This window comes from Kastovskya adunca (assembly GCF_059505785.1).
The window spans coordinates 151314-174083 of record NZ_JCACLG010000049.1 but is presented as its reverse complement, the minus strand read 5'-3'; the positions used below and the strand labels follow the sequence as shown (position 1 = coordinate 174083).

Sequence of the window (22770 nt, the reverse complement as noted above, 5' to 3'; positions counted from 1 at the left end):
GCGCGGGGCTTCCCGCAGGTAACCTACTTAAGGAATTGGAGGAAATGCTTGAGGTAGAGGTAGTGTCTCTTGAGGTGCTTCTACAGCAGATCGGGGTGTCTTGGCTAGCATTTCAGACACCAACGCGTAGGTCAAATAAGCGGGTACGATCGCGATCGCCACAGCAACAATACCTGCCGCCATCTTCCCCGATCTGCCCAGTTTCCTTAGGGGTGATGATGAACCATAGTGGCAGCGATAAGGGTCATAGGGCAAACTGACCGGATCAATTACACCCCGCATCGCCACCGGACGCTTAAACCGCACGCGGCAATCATCTAGTTTTTCCAGCAAAATCCAGCCCGCCTGTGCCTCTTCCTGACAAAGCTGCTGAAAAACAGTCGGGTCACTAAACAGGTCGCCTGTCGCCCGCACAATCTTAAATTCCCAGCCAACCAAACCCGAATCGATGCCGTTGTCCTCTAGGGCGTTTCTCACACCCTGGCGATCGCTTTCTGGTGGCACTGCTGTTGCAATATCCTCTTGGTAGTCAAAGCGGGTCAAGATTTCCTCTTCCTCCTCATGTTGCTGAGTAGTAATTACTTGCCTTCTGCGTAGCCATACACTAGCGATCGCGGCTTGCCAACCGAGATTGCCGGCAAGCAGGCTCCACATCGTCACTTCGAGCATAGGGTGCTGATCAATTGCTGGTTATGTTGCTCAATGAGGTTTGTCTAGTGGTAAGTAGCCTTCCACCACATAGTCAGGTCCGACCGATCGCCCGGTAACACTCTCTAGCCTCAGCGCTTGCGTCATCAGGGTTAGCCCCAAATCTCCAACAGGTGAAGGAGCAGTGCTACCGCCGATGATTTTCGGGGCAATAAACGCCAAAACTTTTTGTACAGTTCCTTCTGCGATCGCCCTAGCGGCTAACGTGCCACCACATTCCCACAACACGCTCGATAACTGCCGATTGTACAAATACTCAATTACCGACGTGGGGGTTAGGGGCATTAGTTCCACGACCTCCACACCCTTTTTCAACAGCAGTTTCTGAAAATCCGGATCGGTTGATGGCTCCGTGAGAACTAAGGTGGGAGCATCCACTGTTGACCACAGATGCGCCTCTATTGGTAAATCCAGAGAACGACTCATAACCACTCGTAAGGGATTAGGAGCATCCGTAGTATGGCTGGTCAAATAGGGATTGTCCCGACGTACCGTATTCCCCCCAACAATCACCGCATCGCAAGCCGCCCGTAACTGATGTACCAATTTTCTAGAACTAGGGTCAGTAATCCAAGCACTATGACCCGTACTACTGGCAATTTTGCCGTCTAAGGTCATGGCATACTTCAGAATGCCAAACGGACGCTTATAGAGGACGCGATGAACAAAGGCTTCATTGAGCTGACGACAGGCTGACTCCTCAACCCCTACAACCACCTCTATCCCCGCACCACGTAACCGCTCAATCCCGCCACCGGATACCCGTGGATCGGGGTCAACCATCCCCACCACAACCTTACTAACCCCCGCTGCAACCAACGCTTCCGAACAGGGTGGCGTCCGTCCGTAGTGATTGCAAGGCTCTAGATTGACATACACCGTCGCCCCTCTTGCTTTTTCCCCTGCCGCTTTGAGTGCAAAGACTTCTGCATGGGGTTGACCGGCTGCGGGATGAAACCCTTCCCCAACAATCTCCCCATCTTTAGCAACTACAGAACCCACTAAAGGATTGGGAGTTGTCCGTCCCAACGCCAGGCGGGCTAGTTCGATACACCGCCGCATCATTGCCTGGTCAAATGAGGTTCCGATAGATGCGCTAGACTCCTGTTGCACGTTGAGTTGGGCATCGCTGGGAGAATTTTCCATTTGCCTGCTATTTTCATGTTTCACCCTGAGTGTAATGAAAATGCTGTGTTCTCAACTTAGAGAATTAAGCAAAAGAATAGACTTGTTTTGAGACCAGCTCTTCGGCACTTGCCAAATCCTGATCGCCTTATCTCCACTACCACTCGCCAGCGATCGCCAATCGGCACTCAGCACAAAATAATTAATATGACTTCCATATCCCGTCAGCGTGGTGATTTCTTCCCCCTTAGACATATCCCAAACTTTAATCGTTTGGTCAGCACCACCACTCATCAATTTCTGCCCATCGGGGCTAAGGGCAAGATAGTTAACAAATCCCGTATGTCCCTCTAGAGTGCGAATTTCCTCTCCCGTCGCCAGATTCCATAACTTAATCGTTTTATCAGCGCTAGCACTGACCAAGGTTTTGCCATCGGGAGTCACAACTAGCGAATTAACAAAGCTTGTGTGCCCTTCCAGAGTCCGGATTTCTGCCCCCGTCTCCAGATTCCACAGCTTAATCGTCTGATCGGCACTGGCACTCATTAAGGTTTGCCCATCTGGACTAATCGCTAAGGCATTCACTGAACTAGTATGCCCTTCTAGAGTCCGGATTTCTGCTCCCGTCGTCAAATTCCACAGCTTAATCGTTTTATCGGCACTAGCACTGGCTAAGATATTCCCATCGGGAGTAATTACCAGAAAGTTGACAAAGCTAGTATGCCCCCCCAGCGTACGGAGTAATTTCCCTGTAGTGGTATCCCACACTTTAATCATCTTGTCAGCGCTAGCGCTGATTAAGGTTTGTCCATCAGAACTAATGGCAAGATAATTAACTGAGCTTAAATGTCCTTTAAGGGTGTGAATTTCTTTTCCCGTCGCCAGATTCCACAGCTTAATCGTTTTATCGGCGCTAGCACTGATTAAGTTTTCCCCATCAGGACTAATAACTAGGTAATTAACGTAACTCGAATGCCCCTCAAGAGTTTTGCCTAAAGAAATCGAGTTAGAGGCAACAATTGCGGGAGAGTAGTGCCGATAGACTTGCCAAGTGCCATACCCCCCGAATCCCACAACTAAAGCCACAGCGCCACCCACAAGCCATTTATTCTTGGTTCTTTGGCTATTATTAATGCGGGTTGGGGGAAGGGAAGACGGCACAGGGACAAACGGTATCTCTGCCGTTTGACTCCAGCGAGACGATGACTGAGGCTGAGACAACTTTTGTGAAATGGCAGTCAGTTGATCTAAAATTTCTTGGGTATTTTTATGCCGTGCGGCGGCAGTTCGCGCCATCAGTTTGTCGACAAAATCAGCCAGTAAGGGCGAAATATCCGGAGCATACTGACGCCAGTAGGATTGGTCAGTTAAGGGGTCGTAAATGTCAGAGTCTGTGGCTTGTTTACCTGTCAGCAAATACACCATTGTCCGCCCCAGGGCAAAAAAGTCTGACTGCGGCACAGCATGACCCTTTTCTTGCTCTGGAGGCGTGTAGCCAGCGGAACTAATTCTGGTGACTCTGCCAGTCTTCCCGCCAACTTCTGCAAGATAGGTATAGGTCATCTCTCTAGCGGTGCCAAAGTCAATCAACACTAGATGCCCTGTAGAGCGGATCATGATATTGGCGGGCTTAATATCGCGATGGAAATAGTTTTTTTGATGGACGAGGTGCAGTATCTCTGCTAGTTGTTTTAACCAATCTAGGGCTTGCGCCTGGCTGATAGGACGTTCTCCCTGCTGCTTCATCCACTGCTTTAAGTTCAGCCCATCAATTTTTTCCATGATCATGCAGTGCACTGGCTGCTTGGAGCCTCTGGGAAAAAACTGGAAGTAGCCGTCTGGCTCGACTTTCGGAATTCCCGGATGGTTAAGCTGCCCTAAAACAGTCGCCTCTTGCCGGAATAGCTCAACCACTCTAGAGTTATCGTTGTGGTTTTCTTTGAGGACTTTGAGAAGTTTCGGTGTTGCTCCACTATACGCTTCGTAGACTTTGCCGAAGCCACTACTATCACTTAAAAGGCGCATGACTTGATAGCGACCCAGTAATAACAAATCAGAGCCACAGTTGCGACAAACTTGGTTATTTATATTAGCTGGGTCATCCGGCTTGCTACAGCGGGGATTAATGCAGTAGCTCATTGATGCAGTAGCTTATAGCTGCTACGAAGAGGTATTTAGTATTTACCCCTAATATAGGCTGCGAATCCGCGATTGGCGAAGCGGCGATTGGCAAAGCGATAATTAAAAGGCAAGTCGGAAAAAAGTTAAAAATTTTCTGGGCTTTTTTCTCCCTAATCTCTCGGCTATAATAAATTCAACTGATAAATAATAGTTATTTCATAAGCCTATCTAATGTGAGTGGTTGAATAAACTGAATTCAAACTCCTAAAGAAACTGTTAAGGTAAATAAATTGGACAGCATAAAGTTATATGACAGGTGTTGCGACCCTAACCTTACCCTCTCAGCCGTGCTATCAGTATCCTGAGACTTTTTCCTCCTCACAACAGTTGACGGTGTTCTGTGACTTTGATGGCCCAATTGTGGATGTCTCCAACCGCTACTACGCCACTTACCAACAGGCACTGATCGATACCCAGACACGTTACCGTGCTAGGGGGATAAGCTTACCTATACAAATGCTGAGTAAAGTGCAGTTTTGGCAAAGGAAGCAAGACCGCGTCCCTGATGTAGAAATTGCTATGCGATCGGGTTTGCAAGGCGAACAAATTGAGACGTTTCTGGAACGGGTGCTGGAAATTGTCAATCAGCCCGTTTTGTTGCAAAAAGACCGAGTGCAATCGGAAGCTAGAAGGGCACTGGGGTTATTCCATTCTCAAGGAGTGCGGCTGGTGCTAGTCACTCTGCGAGCCTCTTCACAAGCTACACAAATCTTACGGAATCATGGACTGACTCGCCTATTTAGTGGCATTTACGGCACTCAAGACCAGGACATGGCTTATCGAAACTATGCTGAGGCGAAAACGCAACTTTTAGCAAAAGCGATCGCGGAACAAATACCATCAACTGAAAAGCAACCCTTAGCCTGGATGGTAGGCGATACAGAAGCTGATCTCCTAGCAGGTCAAGCGATGAAAGTTCCCACCATTGCCCTTACCTGCGGCATTCGGAGCCACTATTACCTGAAGCAATTCCAGCCAACTTACATCGCTAGCGATTTACTGTCTGCGGCTCATTACCTGTTGAATGTCACGCAACAAGTGAGTTCACAGAAGAATTATGCCAGCCCTCCTTTCTGAAAGGACTAGGGGAAAGTTAAGTCCGCAGTCTGCTCACACCTGTTGGTTAAGTAGGGTAAGCGAGAATAAATCAAACGTTGTGTTGCAATGTTTGATTTTCTTAAGATGGCTCATCCCGACTGTTCAAGAACATTCATCCGTTCCCACCAACGATTCAGCGGATAGTAAACAACAGGTGCCCAGAGACTACTGAGGATAGCTGAAGACAGTGCAATCCGTTGATGGTCAACCCAAATTTCTGCTAGGTTGCGAGACCCTTGAATACTATACTGAATTGCTGTAACCGTCTCTCCAACGACGGCCATTCCAAAGACAATTAAGGCAACCGAAATAAAGTCTTCCTGAATATACCGCTGCTTTTGGATTCGAGCGGTCAATACTCCTACTAAGACCAAACTAATGACGTGAGTTGGGTAGGGTGAAGTCATACCATCTTGAACTAATCCCAGTGCCAATCCCGCTAACGCCCCTTGCAAGACGGTGCGCTTCAAACTCCAAGCAACCACCCAAATCAACAACCAATTGGGAGGCGTTCCCAGTAATTCCATCCCCGGTAAACGTGCAGGTAAGATCATTAAGCAAAGGAAAACTGAGCTAACAGTTACAGCCCAATCGACAATTTGACGAGCTCCACGGGATAGCTGAGAAAGATCTTTTAATAACAGTCTGCCACTCATTACCATTTGTCATGACCACCCGTTAGGGATCTCTCTAGTCTTGGATCGATTATTTTAAAGAGCAACTGACACCTAACATCTAAAAAGGAAATTTGTCAATTATTTCGGCAAAACCATTACCCATTCTAGGTGACTAATGGGTGCGGTCAACTCAATGATCGCCTCAGGAGCAGGGCTTTTATCCAATGCTACTGACTCAATACGCCCAACGGGTAAACCGGAGGGAAACTTTAAGCTCACCGATGATGTAGTAACAGCATCACCTCGGCGAACATCTGGCACCTTGTCAAAGAATTGCATGACAGCGCGATTAGACCCCTGCCCTCGGATGAAACCCATATGACGACCGCGACTAACTACGACACCAACCTGGCTAGTGGCATCACTAATTAACAAGACGCGGCTGGTGTTGGGACTGACGCTGACGACTCGACCAACCAAGCCACCTGTCCCCATGACAATATCGCTCTGCTTAATTCCATCTTTACTACCTCGACCCAGGGTTACGTGTTGCCACCATTGGTCATTACTGCGTCCAGTAATCGGTGCCAGAATCCCTTGCTGTTTTTGCTCTTTGAAATAACCTAGCAGTTCTTGTAGCTTCTGGTTTTCGCTTTCGAGTTCAACTAATTTCTGTTGCAGCTCCAGAATACGAGCATCCGTTAGGCGTTCTTCTTGAGTTGGCCCGGTTTGAAATGGACTAGCAACGAATTGGTAAGCCTCCATGATTACAGCTCCTTGGGTCTGTCGTAGCATCCAAGCTGCACTCAGGGTCAATCCCCCTAAGGCGATCGCCACACCATGTCGTTGCCACCAGCGACGCAATATAAACATCTATCTATTGTCTGTTGTCTGTTGTGATTAGCTATTAGCCATGACTCAGTTAGCAGTTAGCTAATTCACTGATTACTGATCACTGAAAGGCGATCGCGCTATGGCTACATGTTACGGGAACGACCACTAAATACCCGCTCCAACTGTTTAAAGTTTTCTAGAACACGACCTGTTCCTAGAACAACACAGCTGAGAGGGTCGGCTGCCACATGGGTGACAATTCCCGTTTCATGACTGATGAGAGTATCTAGCCCTTTGAGCAAAGCACCACCACCCGCCAGCATAATTCCTCGATCGATGATGTCCGATGCTAATTCCGGTGGTGTTCGCTCCAAGGTTCGCTTGACGGCATCCACAATCACCGAAAGGGGTTCTGACATACTTTCACGAATTTCTGGCCCCTTGATCGTTACAGTGCGGGGTAAACCAGAAAGGAGATGTAAGCCTCGTACTTCCAGATGGGCATCGTCATCATCATGGGTGGGATAGGCGGAGCCAACTCGAATTTTAATTTCTTCGGCAGTCCGTTCTCCAATCACCAGGTTGTGAACTTTCTTCATGTACTGGGTGATTGATTCGCTCAATTCATCACCCGCTACACGCACAGATTCACTAAGCACTGTCCCTTGCAAACTGAGTACGGCGACTTCTGTTGTCCCACCACCGATATCAATGATCATGTTGCCAGTGGGTTCAGCGACAGGTAATCCGGCACCGATCGCCGCTGCAACTGGCTCATCGATCAAGTAAACGTCTCTTGCTCCAGCCTGAGACGCGGCTTCCATAACGGCTCGGCGTTCAACGCCCGTAACACCGCTAGGAATACCAATAACAATTCGAGGATGAACTAAAGCTCTGCCTTCATGCACTCGCTGGATGAAGTGCTTGAGCATCAATTCTGCTGTATCGAAGTCAGCAATGACCCCGTCGCGCAAAGGACGGATGGCAATGACATTACCAGGGGTGCGACCGAGCATTTTTTTCGCATCTTCACCCACGGCTAGTGGTATTTTTAGGTCTTGATCCATGGCGACCACGGAAGGCTCTTGGAGAACAATGCCTTTGCCGGATACGTACACTAAGGTATTAGCTGTACCCAGGTCTATACCCATGTCTCGTGACAGGGAAAATCGACTAAAAAGACCCACTCGTTTCTACGCCCCCAAAGTGAAATGCTGCTGTGTGCTCAGAAATAATGTAACCGAACTATAACCGATGTGGATTCTATTACTTTTTCTATCCATAGTCTAGTGAGCTAAGACAATTAATTGTCCAAAATATTTATCAACAAGCTAAAAGTGTTATTCAGTCAGCTATACACCCAACCGGGAAAAACTCAATGATATCTAAAACTATTTCTGAAGCTGCCAGTTGTGATTTGATTACGAGTTGGTGTTTGTCCGCTAAAGTAGATATACAGAATAATTAAGTACTTATGTACTAGGAGAGCTTGATGAATCTCAATGTTGTCAATTTAGTCGGTCGTGTGGGTGCAGATCCAGATGTTAAATATTTCGAGTCTGGGAGTGTCAAATGCAGGTTGGCGCTGGCAGTGGATCGTTCGAGCCGTAACAACGATCAGCCGGATTGGTTCAATTTGGAGTTATGGGGTAAGACGGCGGAAGTTGCCGCCAATTATGTACGTAAGGGTAAGTTGATCGGGGTACAAGGCTCTTTAAAGATTGACAAGTGGAGCGATCGCGCAACGGGAGCAGAGCGTACATCACCAGTTATTAAAGTCGATCGCCTAGAACTATTGGGATCTAAGCGAGACAACGATCCGGGGGCAGTTGCTGACTATGGCAATGGCGATACAGAGTTCTGAGGAGCAGGGGAGGCAGGGGAGGCAGGGGAGCAGGGGAGCAGAGGAGCAGGGGTGCAGGGGAGAGGAAGAGAACCAATAAGCGAATTCACCCTTCATACTTCATCCTTCATACTTCAATCTATTGTTCCCCTGCCCTGATTACCCGTTAGTGCTAATTTTCGTAGCTAATTTCCAGCGTCACAGCAGCTTGTACTTCTTGATCGCCACCAATAACGGGTGTCTTAGCATCGCGAGCTAGCGCAGCGCTTTCGTACATTGGCATGGGCATTGGTATGGGTGGGATTGCGCCATCAATTTGAATGCTGACAACGTCTTGGCGACTGAGATTAAGAGCACTCAAAACGGCATCTGCCTGCGCTTGTGCCTCTTGAGTGGCTTCGCGTAGGGCTTGTTTTTGGGCTGAGGCGATCGCTTCATCGGAGGCAGTAAAACTCACGTTATCAATCCGAGTTGCCCCAGCCTTGACGGCATCATCTAACAAGCTTCCCACTTGAGTTGTCTCGTAGCGAAAACTGACGATATTGCTGGCGGAATATCCTGTAAGGCGCTGCACGTCATTTTCGTAGCTATAAACCGGGTTGAGGCGGATACCTGTAGTTTCCAATTTTTCAACATTACGCGATCGCAACAACTCCACCACTGCCGAAGATCGCTCTGCTACTTCTTGTTGGACACTGGCTGCTGTTTTTCCCTGCACTTCGACACCTAACTGCACGCTTGTCTTCGTTGTCGGAATCGATTCTGTACCCCGTCCCGTAACCGTCAGGGTACGCAGTCTTCTTTCTTGCGCCATCGCCTCAGTTGTCATTGTTAAACTCAAAAGACCAACGGTAAATAACACAGCCAGCATCGGACGAAATTTCTTTGGCAGATATCGCGATCGCCATTGCAGAGAATTAGACAGAATTTGACTCATATATTTATCAGTTCCTCTAGAAATATCGCACCATGGGGGGACTTCTTCCAAGTTGCTTTGTCAGAGCGGCGATCGCACAAAGCAAAGGTAGATCAGGGGAGAATTCTTCCCCTACCCCCTGCTTGATGAAAGCGAGCTTCTAAGAGCAGAACGCAACTTGGTATCAATTGGGCGCGAGATATTCCTAATCTGTCATGGCGATCGCTGATCTAATTACAGCGTTACTGTTTTCGCAACCCCGGTATGCTGAAGTGCAGGTGTTGCAAATACTACCAGGAGAGTCAAACATGACCTATTGGCTGCTGAAGAGCGAGCCACAGGAATACGCCTACGCCGATTTGGAGCGAGAAAAAAAGACCGTTTGGAATGGAGTAAAAAATCCTCTCGCCTTGAAGCACATGCGAACAATGCAACCCTTTGACCTAGGGCTGTTTTACCACACGGGCAAAGAGCGACGAATCGTTGGCATTGTGGAAGTAATTTCGTCGCCCTATCCCGATCCAGCGCTAAGCGATCCAAAACGTGTGGTTATCGATATCCAGGCAAAAGGCTTACTTGCTAAACCTGTCACCCTGGCACAAATTAAACAGGATACTCAGTTTACAGACTTTGACTTGCTTCGTATCCCCCGGCTTTCCGTTGTTCCCGTGGCAGAATCCTACTGGCATCGGATTTTACAACTGACGACGGAATAGTCATTTGAAATTAGCGATCGCCCGATTTCGTCATAACAGACAGGTTTGATTTTCTAAAGAAGCCTTAAAGTAAAAAGAATGATTTCTTCACAACTAATGGCTGATGGAACCGCCTGGGTGCAATTGTTAGCCCCAACAACCAACTCACTTTCGTCTTTCTACTCTCATCTGCCCCTGCTGGCAACGGCAGCCGAAACCGAGGCAGAAACAGTATCTGAGTCCCTGATTGTTGCCGGAGTGCTGCTCAGTTTAGTTGTTATTTACTTTGCCAGCAAAGTCGGTGGTGAGCTGTGTGCTCGGATTAACTTACCGCCCGTTTTAGGAGAATTGGTAGGTGGCGTCGTCGTAGGAGTTTCTGCCCTACATTTGCTGGTTTTCCCCGAAGGTGGTGCCGAGGCAAGCAGCTCAATGCTGGTGAACTTTCTCCAAACCACAGCGGGTCTAAGCCCAGAAGCCGCCTTCTCTGTGTTTAAGTCCCAGAGCGAAGTAATTTCAGTTCTAGCCGAACTTGGCGTTGTCATTTTACTGTTTGAAATTGGTCTGGAATCTGACCTACAAGAACTGATCCGCGTCGGTCCCCAAGCAGCGGTAGTTGCTGTCGTGGGAGTCGTCGTTCCCTTTGCAGCAGGAACACTGGGTCTGATTTATTTGTTTGGGATTCCTGCTGTGCCTGCTATCTTTGCTGGAGCAGCCCTGACCGCAACGAGTATTGGTATTACCGCCAAGGTTTTGGCAGAACTGGGGCGTCTCAGTTCTAAAGAAGGTCAGATTATTATTGGTGCGGCTGTTCTGGATGATGTTTTAGGCATTATCGTGCTGGCGGTTGTTGCCAGTCTGGCAAAGACGGGCGAAATCGTCGTCACCAACGTTATCTATCTGATCATCAGTGCGGCAGTTTTCCTAGTTGGCGCAATTCTAGTCGGTCGTTTTCTCGGCCCCTACTTTGTGGCGTTGGTCAATCAAATGAGGACTCGCGGTCAGGTGTTACTGACAGCGTTGATTTTTGCCTTTATCTTGTCTTATGCCGCCGCCGCAATTCAGTTAGAGGCAATTTTGGGTGCCTTTGCAGCGGGTTTAATTCTGGCAGAAACGGATAAACGCCGGGAATTGGAAGAACAAGTCATTCCCCTTGCTGATTTTTTGGTGCCAATTTTCTTTGTGACAGTCGGAGCAAGAACAGACTTGAGTGTCTTGAACCCAGCCATTCCCAGCAACCGGGAAGGTTTGATTCTTGCTACTTTCCTGATTGTTGTAGCGATAGTGGGTAAAGTTGTCACGGGCTTCACTGTGTTTGGTCAACCTGGTATCAACCGCTTGGCAATTGGGGTCGGCATGATTCCCCGTGGCGAAGTGGGACTGGTCTTTGCCGGGGTTGGTGCGGCGAGTGGGGCGCTCTCCGAAGCAACAGAGGCGGCGATTATTATGATGGTGATTTTAACTACATTTATCGCACCCCCTTTGCTAAGGCTTGTGTTTGAAGAGCCAGCGGAGGTGACGACGCCATCAAGTACCAAATCCATTGAGGGTGGTGCGACAGGGGCGGTGGCTATGGATTCAACGATGAAGGCTGAAAATGAATCAGAAGCTGTTGAGACAGCAGGAGAATAGCCCCAAGGTTAGACAGATGCGTTGCCGCGATTTTGACAAGTGGCAAGGCCATAAATTTCCGGCTGGGGAGGCGATGAAAAATAGTTGTTTTGGGGTTAACCCTGTATACTATTTCTCCTGATTAAGTTCCAGAGTTTACGTCCGCAAGTGGTGTACTGTCACAGCAGACAAGCTTAGGGTAGTCATCTAACTGGTTTGGTGCGCTTCTACCTACTCCCGTGGCGGTAGATAGGAGCGCAGTGGAAAATTGTGAAATTGTCTTGCACATCAGGGAAAAAGTTCAGCACAGTTTTCATAACAATGTCCTAGTGGAACGCCAATCCAGAACAGCACAAGCTACGGCACCACATTTTCAACAGGAGCAATAATTGTGAGATTTCAGTGGCTACTGCTACTTTCCAGTTTGTGGAGCGTTTTACTATTTTCCCTACCCGCTGACGCAGCGAGACTCCTACTCTGGCGTTTTGATGCTAGTCAGAACCGATTGGTGTTTACCACGGAAGGTGGGGTTCAACCGAAAGCCCAACTGATTGCTGATCCAACGCGCTTAGTGATTGATTTACCCGGCACAACTTTGGGGCGTGCAACGGTCAATCAAACAGTCGGCGGGGCAATTCGGGAAGTACGAGTAGGGCAGTTTGATGCCCAAACTACTCGCATTGTGGTGGAGCTAGCACCGGGTTATACTCTCGACCCCCAACAAGTGAAGTTTCAAGGGGCGTCCCCCAGCCAGTGGTCGGTGCAATTACCAGCGCCCCAGCGTCTAGCACCATCAACGAGTACGAGTCCGCCACCACCACCTACCCGACCGCCAGCGAATAATCCTCCCCGTAGCCGACCGCCAGCGAATAATCCCCCTCCGCGAAGCGAAGCTCCCCCGTCTCAACCCGCTACTGGGGGAACAACAGCCGGGATGATTTTAGACAGTTTCCAGGTGACGCGGGATGGCTTTTTTGTCCGTACCCGTGGCGGAGAACCAGAAAATATTCAGGTCAGGCGGAGTCGCGATCGCCAAACGATTGATATTGATGTCAAAGGTGCATCCCTCTCTTCCCGCTTGAGCGCTCAGGAAGTCGCTGTTAATCGCTTTGGTGTCAGTCAGCTAAAATTTTCCCAAGAGCAATCCTCGCCTCCCACAGTACGGATGTCACTCAAGGTGACGCGGGAGAGTCCGGATTGGGGCGCGAGCTTTAATAGCGTGGGCGGTCTGGTAGTGCTGCCGCAAGGCCCAGTAGCCGTCTTGGTTAATGATTCATCGTCTGCCCCAACAACGCCGCCAGCAAAAGCTTCTGAGCAGCTAGCCACAATTGATGCCGTGGAACTGAGCAACAACGGTACTCAACTCCTGATTCGCGCCAATCAAAGCATCAGGGCAAGCAGTCGTTGGGAACGTTCTGTCAATGCTTACCAAATCACGATTCCTAATGCCAAGCTAGCAGACAACGTTAGAGGCCCGCAGCTTGATGAAAACAGTTCTGTTTCCCAAATTCGTATCCGTCAGCAAAACCCGCAAACGGTAGTAATTTTGGTACAACCGAGGGCGGGTGTGCAGGTGGGAGAGCTAAATCAACCCAGCGAGCAGTTTTTGGCGCTGGAACTGCGACGGGAAAGACCAAGGACGCCAAACCTTGGATCGATTCCCGTACCGCCCCCTACTTCTAATACACCCACCGCACCCCTACCTCGCGTCCCAAATTCTCGCGTGGTGGTCATTGTTGACCCCGGTCACGGGGGCAAAGACCCCGGTACGATTGGGATTGGCGGCGTGTACGAAAAAAATATTATCTTGCCAATTTCTCAAGAAGTTGCCGCACTCCTAGAAAGGCAGGGAGTGCAGGCGGTGCTAACCCGTAATGCTGACTATTTCGTTGATTTAGCCCCCCGCGTGGCGATGGCAGAGCGAACAGGAGCAGATCTATTTGTCAGCATCCATGCCAATGCGATTAACCTCAGCCGCCCAGATGTTAATGGACTCGAAACCTATTATTATTCCAGCGGTCAAGGTCTTGCCCAGACCATCCACAATAGTATTTTGCAAAATGTCCAGGTGGGAGACCGGGGCGTGCGACGGGCAAGGTTTTATGTGCTGAGGAATACCTCTATGCCATCGGTGTTGGTGGAAGTGGGTTTTCTCACAGGGCGCGACGATTTCGTGAAATTATCCAACCCGACTTACCGCAGTCAGATGGCACAGGCGATCGCTCGCGGTATCCTACAGTACATTCAGCAAAGTCTATAAACTATAACTAACGGTGTCTAACTCTTCACCTCTTCCCTCACCTGAGTCTCAACCCAACCCCTTGTCTTCAACCGTAACCAGAGAAGCCTTAAGCGCTGCATCTATTAGTGGGCGAGATTCCTCTCGCCATTGCATTGGCATTTTTGACAGCGGTGTTGGTGGACTGACGGTTTTGCGAGAACTTTATCGTCAGCTTCCCAACGAATCGATTCTTTACTTTGCTGACACCGCCCGTCTTCCCTACGGAACTCGAACGCCTGCAGAAATTCGCCAGTTCTGTTTTGAGATTTTGAGCTGGATGATGCAGCAGGACGTAAAGATGGTGATTATGGCATGTAACACCAGTTCTGCCTTAGCGTTGGAAGCCGTTCAATCAGAGTTTGATGTGCCCATCTTGGGACTAATTCTGCCGGGAGCCCGCGCTGCGGTGAAACAAGGCAAGCGCATCGGTGTAATTGCTACCCCCGCCACCGCTGCTAGCCATGCCTATCGACGAGCGATTACGGAGATTGATGCCACGGCTCAAGTCTGGCAAGTCGGTTGTCCGGAATTTGTCCCTCTAGTGGAGCAAAATCGCTTACACGACCCCTACACCATTGAAGTCGCGCGGCAGTACTTAGCTCCCCTTCTAGAGCAGCAAATCGATACGTTGGTTTATGGTTGTACCCATTACCCGCACCTCGCCCCCATAGTGCGAAGGATTTTGCCTCCGTTAGTGAAGACGGTGAACCCCGCAGAATATGTGGTGACAGCGGCAGTCCAAGAGTTAGATTTAACCGGGCTACGCAACAGTTGGGCACCAATGCCAACTCGCTTTTGCGTTAGCGGTTCTCCCGAACAATTCGCGCAATTGTCGGTACAATGGCTCGGTTGCACTCCCAAGGTGGAAAAAGTATCACTACCTGTGGTGTTTCCCCCGAAAGCTCCTTTAGAACCTGTGGACTAAAAAGGTAAAAAGGGGCAAAGTGGTTCTCCCCATCCTGTTCTTGTTCTTGAAGGGGCACTGTTGGTTGAGCTGATATATAAGGGCGATCGCGTTTTCTCTAGCAGCAATTCATCCAGCGATCGCCTGATGACCGCCCTCTGCATCTGCCTATGGGTTAGCTAATGAGCACTAGTCGCTTCTTGAATAGTTTGCGGAGTCGTATGTGTGGTATCATTGTCGGTCTGAGCGGCTGGCTCTGAAGGCAAATAATCACTGTAGATGTCAGAGAAGGAATTAGACGAATACGGGGAAGGCTTGATGGCTCGTTGTGCCAGCATCAGCAGCAAATAAATGGTCAGTAAGTAACCAGTAGCAAGAAGAGGAATAATTACAGGCATGTCACCGTAAGTCATGTCGTGGGCAGGAGAGGAGGAATAAGTTTTTAATACAAAAGTTCACACAAACCAGCTCTTAAGCACAAAAATGCTCAGAGGTCTGTTATTTACAATAGAGCGAGGGACGCAAGCGCATCCCGTCACCGTTATTTAGTTCCTGTCATACCGGATGGTTGCCAGGAATCTAAGCTTGTTCAGCAATACTACCGAACTGAAAGTCAAATATCAAAACTGACAATGACTTCTATGAGAAAATAAGCCTAGGCTTATTTATTAAATATCAGGCTACTGCAACCTACGTCAAACTAACTCAACTCGTAGGTATCATCTTTCCACTTTTAACTGAAATTCCAGTCAAAATAGGCGTATTAATTTTTTCAAACCCTTACTATTAGACTAACACAAGATTTCCCTTTATCTGCGTGAATTTCTTTATATATTTAATCAAGTTGGTACAAGTTGCCAAAAGTATGCACCCTGCCATTGACAAAACAAAACTTTCCTGTAGGGAACGCTTCGCTTAGAATTAATGAAAGAATATGTAAACTTTCGTAACTATCCATCCTGAGTCGGCTAATCCATGACCTCAGTAACATCTCTCTTTGCTCCAGTAGAAACAGACCTCACTGTCTTGACCGACAACTTGAAAAATCTTGTAGGTACCCGTCACCCCATCCTGTACGCTGCCGCTGAACACTTATTCGGGGCTGGGGGCAAACGGGTAAGACCAGCAATCGTCCTGTTGATTTCACGGGCAACGATGCTGGATCAAGATATTACCCCCCGCCATCGGCGTCTAGCCGAAATTACCGAAATGATTCACACGGCTAGCTTGGTGCATGACGATGTTGTCGATGGTTCTGAGATGCGACGCAACGTCCCTACCGTTAACCGCTTGTTCACCAATGGCGTAGCGGTGTTAGCGGGAGATTTTCTCTTTGGTCAGTCGGCTTGGTATCTGGCGAATCTTGACAACCTGGAGGTAGTGAAGCTGCTTTCAAAAGTGATTAAAAATATGGCAGAAGGAGAAATTCAGCAAGCCTTGAATCGGTTTGATACCAGCTTGTCGATCGATGACTATTTGGAGAAGACCTATAACAAAACCGCCTCCCTAATTGCCAATAGTTCTAAGTCGGCGGGGCTACTGAGTGATGTTAGCCCAGAACTAGCGGACAACTTGTACCGCTACGGGCGTTATGTAGGGCTGGCATTCCAAATTGTTGATGACATTTTGGATTTTACGGGTTCGACAGAAGCCTTGGGCAAACCAGCGGGTTCTGATTTAATCAGCGGCAATCTTACCGCCCCTGTGCTGTATGCCATGGAAGAGAAACCCTATCTAGAGGGGCTAATCGAGCGGGAGTTTGCCCAGCCGGGTGATATCGAGCAGGCGATCGCCCTTGTGAAGGAAAGTCGTGGAATTGAGCGCTCTCGCGAATTAGCAGCCGACTACGCCAAAATAGCCGTGGAAAGCTTGAAAGAACTCAAACCATCTGAGTCTTGCGAAGCGTTAATTAATCTCACTGACTATGTCCTCAGCCGCTTGTACTAATCCTGATGAGGCGATCGCCGTATCCTCTCTCTACATTGAGAGTCCACCAATGTTGAGTCCTACAGCCCTAAGTAACAATAGGCTTTCTTTCAATTCAAGAATTGAAAGCTTGTGAAGTCTCTCTTGTAGTCCAGTAGGTGACAGGCTCTTTTTAGTCAATAACATTCTAGAAGTAGAAGCTGATATTAAAAATTAGGTTTTACTTTTTAGTGTAAAAAATTAAACTTTAGCGATTTTGGGAGAATTATATTTAAAGAGTTTTCTTGAAAACTAACACAGGTTTATAAAATAGCTTAAAAGTTATGTAGCAAGCTTTTAGGGGCTTTGCCGTCTTTTTTCCTATTCAGTTACATCGACTACTGGTACAGGTTTTCTTCTCTCTTGAGAAAAAATCCGGTAGTAACTAGGATCTAACTTCACTGGAGATGTAGGATTTTCCTTCAACATATTCACTAGGTTGTATTGCACATTGTCTGCATAAATAGTCAGCGTAACTCTAAGAATTTCCAAAAAACGAATTAGCCAGTCGCACTCAGATTCCGTCTGACTTTCATAGTATTGAATCAGCTTGGCTAAGCAGCATTCTAAATGGGTATAAGTTGGTCTGCATAGCAAAACAATTTTTAGCAGGAGAATCGCTAAAGTTAAGGTGTTTCTTTGCGTTGCTAACAACATGAACAGTGGCGAAGGTTCTCCTTGACTAGTAACTGTTAAATATTCGATAACCCGATTACAAGTTCTCAGGAGAATATTATTGTCCCAGATCTCTTCGTCATAGTTTTCATAGATATGTGTCATTTGCTCAGTGAGCTGAGTCTTCAGAATTTCTGCTAACCCTTGATTATCTAAGGAAAAGACTAAATACTTAATCAGACTTTGTTTGAAACTTTTATAATTAGTTCCATGGGTTTGCTTGAGAAAAATATTTGCTAAATTGGCATAGCTAAATGAACCACGCTTAACTAAAATTTTTTGAATTAAACGCAGTACTTCATCACCGAGAACAGTGGGGTTGGCTGAAGTGTTTTCTTTAACCACCATCGACTGAGAACGAGCAGTATACATCGCCAACTGAAACTTGAATTGTTCTTTGAGTTGATCGGAACGAGTTCGAGCCGCTTCCCGTTGTTCTACAGGTTTTTCAGTATCAACGGCCTGAGAAACCAGCAAGTAAGAACTATAGCGATGGCTCCAGTGACGTTGCTCCGAATTATCATATTTAGAAACAAAAACCTTTAGTTCTTGATAATCCTGGCTGTTGACAAAATTGATTCGCCAAAGCTTCAGACGTCTAAGCATCGGAGCCGCAGGAACTTTTGTGTCTAAACCTTGAGGCAGAAGTTCAACTAAATTCTGAATGTATTGATACGATCTAGCTGCACTCCAATTATTAACAAGAATATAAATTGAACGTTTGAACGTATTAATAAAGTCTTCTTCTTGATCTGCCGCAATGATCACCTCTAGCGCTTTGCGATGCGTTGAGTTGATCGCAACAGTCGGTTCAATAAATAAATGTTTGAATTGATTTAAAACTGACTCGGGTGCACTTTGCTTGATAATATCTAGAAAGAAGTGGCAGATGAATTCCTGCGCTTGTATTAGAGAAAAAATTTGTCCGGATGTAGTTGAGTTGAGATTTTTTTGGGAATCATAATCTTTGGCTAGACTCTTTGTACTAGCCTGGTTCGGAACCTGATTATGCTTAGTGGTAAATTGGTGAGAAAAATCGATAAGGGTCATCGCGCACTCGGAGAATTCCATGTGCTTAGTATTAGGGATGTCGGCTCCAGGCTTGGTGATTGAAAACCTTTTGCAAAGATGACGGTTCTCTCAGAACCCAGTGAGATAGATTCCCTCAAGCCTGTGATGCCCGTCACAAAGACTTTGGTACGGATTTTAGAGAGTCGCCAAAACTAACAAGCAAGTGATACTTGTTTGGTAAGTTTTCTCTAGGATACTTTGTGCTAACACCCCATTGACAGGGTCTATAGGAAGAATTTACTGTTCAATCCTTGACAACGGTTAGCTAATTGATACAAGAGCAGTAGCTCTCATGGCTAAAGATAGCGCCGAAAAAGGTTGTGGTTTACCCGTGGAGCTTTTTACGCTATTGATGCAATTGAGAGCTACTCAGGAGCCGGATAATAATTTGTTGCAGTGGGATTTGAGAGAGGCGCGATACCCACAAGGTGAGGTTAGAGGTGAGCGATCGCGTGAGCATTAGCTTGATTCTATTCTTGCATCATCTCTTATTAGGAAGAGGTAAGCATGACAAATCCTTAGACTTTCTCAATCATTAATATGCCAATACTGCTTTTGGAGAATTTAAGCTGGGCAAATTTGAAACAGCGAAGCGGCTTTATGAACAAATTTCAACTGATACCTAAGCGTTAAAGGAGCATACCTGATGCAAGAACCAGGAACAGATAGAAGAATTTTGGGAAAACGTCGATGATATAGAGACCAATCAAAGCCAAGGTTACCAAGATATCTCAAAAAGCCATTTATGAAGTAGTCAGCGAGATTCAACCTGCAGATAAATAAGTTATGTACAGAAGTTAGAGGAAAATAAGCAACTGCCACCCAGCGAAATTTAGTCTGACAATTATAGCGGTGATAGAAGAAGCTGAAGTTGAGAGAAGTCGTGAAACTAATGCCGCACCGCTCGCTGATGGTGCTGAAACTTGGAAGCTTCTCCCCATCACCCTATCTATCAATTAACGACTAAATGGACTGCCTATTCTACAGCCTCTACGGGGGCGACTGCTTCTGGAGCGGGGGCTGGAGGGGCAGCTGGTTCAGGAGCCTTGCGCGACGCGGGAGGGGCTGGTGGGGCTGCTGCGGGTATAGGTTCAAACTTCCGCTCAAGCCGGGGAGCGGGAGCGGGAGCCGCTGCTGGTTGGGGAGCCGGAGCAGCTTGCCGGGGTGCTGGAGCTGCTGGTGGGGCTTGCCGAGGTGCAGGTGGCGCTGAACGCGGTGCGGGAGCGGCTGGCGGCGGGGTGGCGGCACGCTGCCGACGACGAGGAGCGGGAGCTGGTGCTTGAGAGGGGGCACTATTGTTAGTGGGACGCGATCGCCTCCGCTGCGTTTGCCTTTGTGGTGCGGGTGCGGGGGCTGCCTCCTCAACACGCCGTCGCTGACGGGCGGGACGGGTTTGGGTTTGCTGGGTATTTCTCTGTACAGTAGGTTGAGGTTTAGAGCGCCTCTGAACACGAGTAGAACGCGCCCGCTTGGGTTTAATCGGCTTGGCTTCAATCGTGGGTTTCCGTCCTTCTAGCTTGGTCGGACGATCGGGAAACTCCTGCGTATCCATTTCTTCCGTCGCTACGGTCATAAAGCGACGCCAGGTAGCAGCGGCGGTACTACTTGCACCCCAGGTTGGCTGATTGTCATCGTTACCCAGCCAAACACCAGTCACCAGTTGGGGAATATAGCCAACAAACCACAAGTCTCGTGCTTCATCGGAGGTGCCCGTCTTGCCTGCAACAGGTCGCCCAATTTGAGCAGGACTACCTGTACCAGAGGTCACAACCCCCTGTAACATCCAGGTCATGATTGCGGAGGTTTCTGCATCAATTGCCCGTTCAGGCTTGCTTTTTGCCTCATAGATCACGTTGCCCTGTCGGTCGAGGATGCGGCGGATGCCATAGGGTTTAACGTGCATTCCCTTTGCTGCTAAGGTGCCGTATGCTGAGGTGAGTTCCAGCAGGTTAACTTCAGATGCACCCAGTGCTAAGGAGTAGGTGGGTTTGAGTTCTGACTCAATGCCCATTTTTTTGGCGACCTCGATGGTGGGTTCCCACCCGACATCAATCAGGGTTTTAACGGCAACAATGTTGACACTCGAAATCAGAGCATCGCGGATATTCACCCAACCTCGGAAGGTGTCGCCGTAGTTTTTTGGCTCGTAGCCATCGACAACATACTCAGCATCAAGGTAACCGCGAAACGGAGAAATACCTGTAGCGATCGCGGTGGTATATAGAAAGGTCTTAAAGGTTGAACCCGGCTGACGTTTTGCCTGGGTGACGCGGTTAAATTGTTGTTCAAAAAAATCTTTTCCTCCCACCATCGCCCGGATTTCACCGTTGCGCGGATCGATGGCGACGAGGGCAGCTTGTTCAAAGCGTTGGTAGCGCCCACTTTCTTTCAGAGTACGCTGCACGGCAGATTCTGCCGCTTCTTGCCACTCCGGTTTCAGACTCGTTTCAATGGTTAAGCCTTTAACTTCCAGGGCTTCTTTAGAAATGTATTGCGGCAGTTCTTGCAGAACGTAATCGCTAAAGTAAGGAGCTTTACGCTCTAGCCGCTTGGGAGGGCTGGGATTCGTAGTTAGGGGAGTGGCGATCGCGGCTTTTGCTTCTTCTGCGGTAATGTAATTTGCATCCTGCATCCGCTGCAACACGTAGTCGCGGCGCGCTTTGGCAACCTCAGAATTTTTGATGGGGGAGTAATCATTGGGCGCGGGAGGAATACCTGCCAACATTGCTATTTCTGGCAGCGTCAACTCACCGACTCGCTTACTAAAGTAAACCCAAGCTGCATCGGCGACACCATACGCCCCTTCACCCAGATAAACCAGGTTGAAGTAGCGCTCTAGAATCTTATCTTTACCAACTTCCGACTCAATTTTTTGTGCTAACCTGACTTCTTTGAGCTTCCGCAGCCAGCTCTTTTCTTGATCAAGAAAGACAATCCGTGTTAGCTGTTGAGTAATTGTACTAGCGCCTTCAACAACGCTTCCCGACTTCAGGTTAGATACCGCTGCTCGAAGAATACCTTGATAATCGACGCCGTTGTGCTGATAAAATCGTCGGTCTTCGATGGAGATAAAGGCTTGTACTAAGGGTTTGGGAATTTCCCGTAGTCTTAGATTTTCGTAAGTTGTGGGGCCAGTTTGCTGAATGATAGTGCCATCGGACGCTTTGATCGTCACGGTGTCATCCCTGACGTAAGTTAAGACATCGTCGAGGGAATCCGGTAAGCTGGCTTCCAAAACTAACCAGCCGGAACCAAACGCGATCGCGCTGCCGCTAACCCCCAAGGCTAGCCAAAACAGCTTACGATGATGCAGAGGGTTTGGTCCTCGGAACGGCTTGGCGACGGAGCGAGAAAAGTGCCTGAGTTTGACCAGCGATCGCTTCCATTGGAGTCGCTTGTCTTTCTTTATTTCTTCTGGCGGCTTTTGATTCTCTTCACTGCTAGATACCTCTTCGGTTTCCGGTGACGTTCCGCCATCGAAGTTCGATTGATTTTCGTGCTTTGGGATAAACTTTGACACTGAAACTCCTCAGTTACACCACAAGCCATCACAACTTCTTGCTTATTTTAGGGCTTGGGATCAAAATCTGCGCCCAAATCCTTTTTTCCTACAAGGAAAGTTTAAAAAGTGATCAGGCATAAATCCTGAGAACTGACCGACTCTAACATATATAAAGCAAAATAGTGGTGGCATTGGGTCAGATTTTGACCTATTTCTAAACAGGCACAAAGCCTACAACTAAAGGAATAGAGGCAAATATAGCAGAATTTTTAGCTGACGAAGAATAAGCACAATCCTCCACCCCTCATCCCCCGGTTCACAACAGTTCAAGTAGTTGCCAAGACTAGAATAGTAATGCAAATCGAGTTTATTGATACTTTAGGATTAGCTGCCGGAACGCTAACAACGATTGCCTTCTTGCCTCAATTGCTCAAGACTTGGCAGTCAAAATCAGCTAAAGACGTATCTTTAGCGATGATGGTCACCTTCTGTATCGGAGTGTTTCTGTGGTTTGTGTACGGACTCTATCTCCACGCCCTCCCGATCGTACTAGCAAACTTCGTCACCCTGATTTTGGCGTTAATCATTTTAATTCTTAAAATTAAATATAGATAGAGCCTAGGAACCAAGAGCTAAAAACCTTGCCAGAAGTAGTAAGGGTGTGCCAATGTTATGCCCCTACGAGAGAATCGATATTTTTACCTGCCTAAGCCCGAATCTTCTGCCGATCATAAATTCGCCAACCCC

The 22770-nt window shown here is 48.0% G+C and carries 19 protein-coding genes; 9 read left to right on the top strand and 10 right to left on the bottom strand.

What is annotated here, in order from left to right; translation table 11 throughout:
- Positions 1 to 27 precede the first annotated feature (27 nt).
- From AC5JR3_RS19670 to AC5JR3_RS19660, 3 genes are read right to left on the bottom strand one after another with little or no spacing between them, the layout of a single operon-like run.
- A complete protein-coding gene (locus AC5JR3_RS19670; RefSeq protein ID WP_495848250.1) occupies positions 28 to 669 on the bottom strand; it encodes a hypothetical protein in 642 nt (213 codons plus the stop codon).
- A 30-nt stretch (positions 670 to 699) separates the two neighbouring features.
- Positions 700 to 1854 (bottom strand): bifunctional diaminohydroxyphosphoribosylaminopyrimidine deaminase/5-amino-6-(5-phosphoribosylamino)uracil reductase RibD, encoded by a 1155-nt coding sequence (gene ribD / locus AC5JR3_RS19665; protein ID WP_495848249.1) that lies wholly within the window; start codon positions 1852 to 1854, stop codon positions 700 to 702.
- A 51-nt stretch (positions 1855 to 1905) separates the two neighbouring features.
- Positions 1906 to 3972, bottom strand: a complete 2067-nt coding sequence (locus AC5JR3_RS19660) for a protein kinase domain-containing protein (RefSeq protein ID WP_495848248.1) — start codon at positions 3970 to 3972, stop codon at positions 1906 to 1908.
- A gap of 291 nt (positions 3973 to 4263) precedes the next feature.
- Here AC5JR3_RS19660 and AC5JR3_RS19655 point away from each other — a divergent pair, with 291 nt between their 5' ends.
- Positions 4264 to 5091, top strand: coding sequence for an HAD family hydrolase (locus AC5JR3_RS19655; protein WP_495848247.1), 828 nt, complete (start codon positions 4264 to 4266; stop codon positions 5089 to 5091).
- Between the two features lie 110 nt (positions 5092 to 5201).
- On the opposite strand, the gene mreD is transcribed toward AC5JR3_RS19655, so the two are convergent.
- The 3 genes from mreD to AC5JR3_RS19640 form a co-directional block, all read right to left on the bottom strand.
- Complete coding sequence (mreD, locus tag AC5JR3_RS19650) at positions 5202 to 5768, bottom strand: rod shape-determining protein MreD (protein ID WP_495848246.1); 567 nt, start codon at positions 5766 to 5768, stop codon at positions 5202 to 5204.
- Positions 5769 to 5867: 99 nt separating this feature from the next.
- Positions 5868 to 6602: a rod shape-determining protein MreC gene (mreC, locus tag AC5JR3_RS19645; RefSeq protein ID WP_495848245.1), complete on the bottom strand. Its 735-nt coding sequence runs from the start codon at positions 6600 to 6602 to the stop codon at positions 5868 to 5870.
- Positions 6603 to 6706: 104 nt separating this feature from the next.
- A complete protein-coding gene (locus tag AC5JR3_RS19640; protein WP_495848244.1) occupies positions 6707 to 7714 on the bottom strand; it encodes a rod shape-determining protein in 1008 nt (335 codons plus the stop codon).
- 341 nt (positions 7715 to 8055) lie between these two features.
- Here AC5JR3_RS19640 and AC5JR3_RS19635 point away from each other — a divergent pair, with 341 nt between their 5' ends.
- On the top strand, positions 8056 to 8427 hold the full coding sequence (locus AC5JR3_RS19635) for a single-stranded DNA-binding protein (protein WP_495848243.1): 372 nt from the start codon (positions 8056 to 8058) through the stop codon (positions 8425 to 8427).
- 151 nt (positions 8428 to 8578) lie between these two features.
- Here AC5JR3_RS19635 and AC5JR3_RS19630 read toward each other — a convergent pair whose 3' ends face one another.
- Complete coding sequence (locus tag AC5JR3_RS19630) at positions 8579 to 9343, bottom strand: SIMPL domain-containing protein (RefSeq protein WP_495848242.1); 765 nt, start codon at positions 9341 to 9343, stop codon at positions 8579 to 8581.
- Between the two features lie 287 nt (positions 9344 to 9630).
- Between AC5JR3_RS19630 and AC5JR3_RS19625 the strand changes: the two genes are divergently transcribed.
- From AC5JR3_RS19625 to murI, 4 genes are all read left to right on the top strand, one after another.
- Positions 9631 to 10038: an EVE domain-containing protein gene (locus AC5JR3_RS19625; RefSeq protein WP_495848266.1), complete on the top strand. Its 408-nt coding sequence runs from the start codon at positions 9631 to 9633 to the stop codon at positions 10036 to 10038.
- Positions 10039 to 10134: 96 nt separating this feature from the next.
- Complete coding sequence (locus AC5JR3_RS19620) at positions 10135 to 11646, top strand: cation:proton antiporter (RefSeq protein ID WP_495848265.1); 1512 nt, start codon at positions 10135 to 10137, stop codon at positions 11644 to 11646.
- 370 nt (positions 11647 to 12016) lie between these two features.
- Positions 12017 to 13885: an N-acetylmuramoyl-L-alanine amidase gene (locus tag AC5JR3_RS19615; protein WP_495848241.1), complete on the top strand. Its 1869-nt coding sequence runs from the start codon at positions 12017 to 12019 to the stop codon at positions 13883 to 13885.
- A 103-nt stretch (positions 13886 to 13988) separates the two neighbouring features.
- Entirely contained in the window at positions 13989 to 14831 is an 843-nt protein-coding gene (gene murI / locus AC5JR3_RS19610) for a glutamate racemase (protein ID WP_495848264.1), read from the top strand.
- A 158-nt stretch (positions 14832 to 14989) separates the two neighbouring features.
- On the opposite strand, the gene AC5JR3_RS19605 is transcribed toward murI, so the two are convergent.
- Positions 14990 to 15223: a hypothetical protein gene (locus AC5JR3_RS19605; protein ID WP_495848240.1), complete on the bottom strand. Its 234-nt coding sequence runs from the start codon at positions 15221 to 15223 to the stop codon at positions 14990 to 14992.
- 562 nt (positions 15224 to 15785) lie between these two features.
- Between AC5JR3_RS19605 and sds the strand changes: the two genes are divergently transcribed.
- The gene (sds, locus tag AC5JR3_RS19600; protein WP_495848239.1) at positions 15786 to 16757 is read left to right on the top strand and encodes a solanesyl diphosphate synthase; all 972 of its coding nucleotides are present in this window, start codon (positions 15786 to 15788) and stop codon (positions 16755 to 16757) included.
- 339 nt (positions 16758 to 17096) lie between these two features.
- On the opposite strand, the gene AC5JR3_RS19595 is transcribed toward sds, so the two are convergent.
- Positions 17097 to 18500: a Sll1247 family protein gene (locus AC5JR3_RS19595; RefSeq protein WP_495848238.1), complete on the bottom strand. Its 1404-nt coding sequence runs from the start codon at positions 18498 to 18500 to the stop codon at positions 17097 to 17099.
- Positions 18501 to 18813: 313 nt separating this feature from the next.
- Here AC5JR3_RS19595 and AC5JR3_RS19590 point away from each other — a divergent pair, with 313 nt between their 5' ends.
- Positions 18814 to 18984, top strand: coding sequence for a hypothetical protein (locus tag AC5JR3_RS19590; RefSeq protein ID WP_495848237.1), 171 nt, complete (start codon positions 18814 to 18816; stop codon positions 18982 to 18984).
- A gap of 513 nt (positions 18985 to 19497) precedes the next feature.
- Here the strand turns inward: AC5JR3_RS19590 and AC5JR3_RS19585 are convergent.
- Positions 19498 to 22041: a transglycosylase domain-containing protein gene (locus AC5JR3_RS19585; protein ID WP_495848236.1), complete on the bottom strand. Its 2544-nt coding sequence runs from the start codon at positions 22039 to 22041 to the stop codon at positions 19498 to 19500.
- Between the two features lie 336 nt (positions 22042 to 22377).
- Between AC5JR3_RS19585 and AC5JR3_RS19580 the strand changes: the two genes are divergently transcribed.
- Complete coding sequence (locus AC5JR3_RS19580) at positions 22378 to 22638, top strand: SemiSWEET transporter (protein WP_495848235.1); 261 nt, start codon at positions 22378 to 22380, stop codon at positions 22636 to 22638.
- Positions 22639 to 22770: the final 132 nt, after the last annotated feature.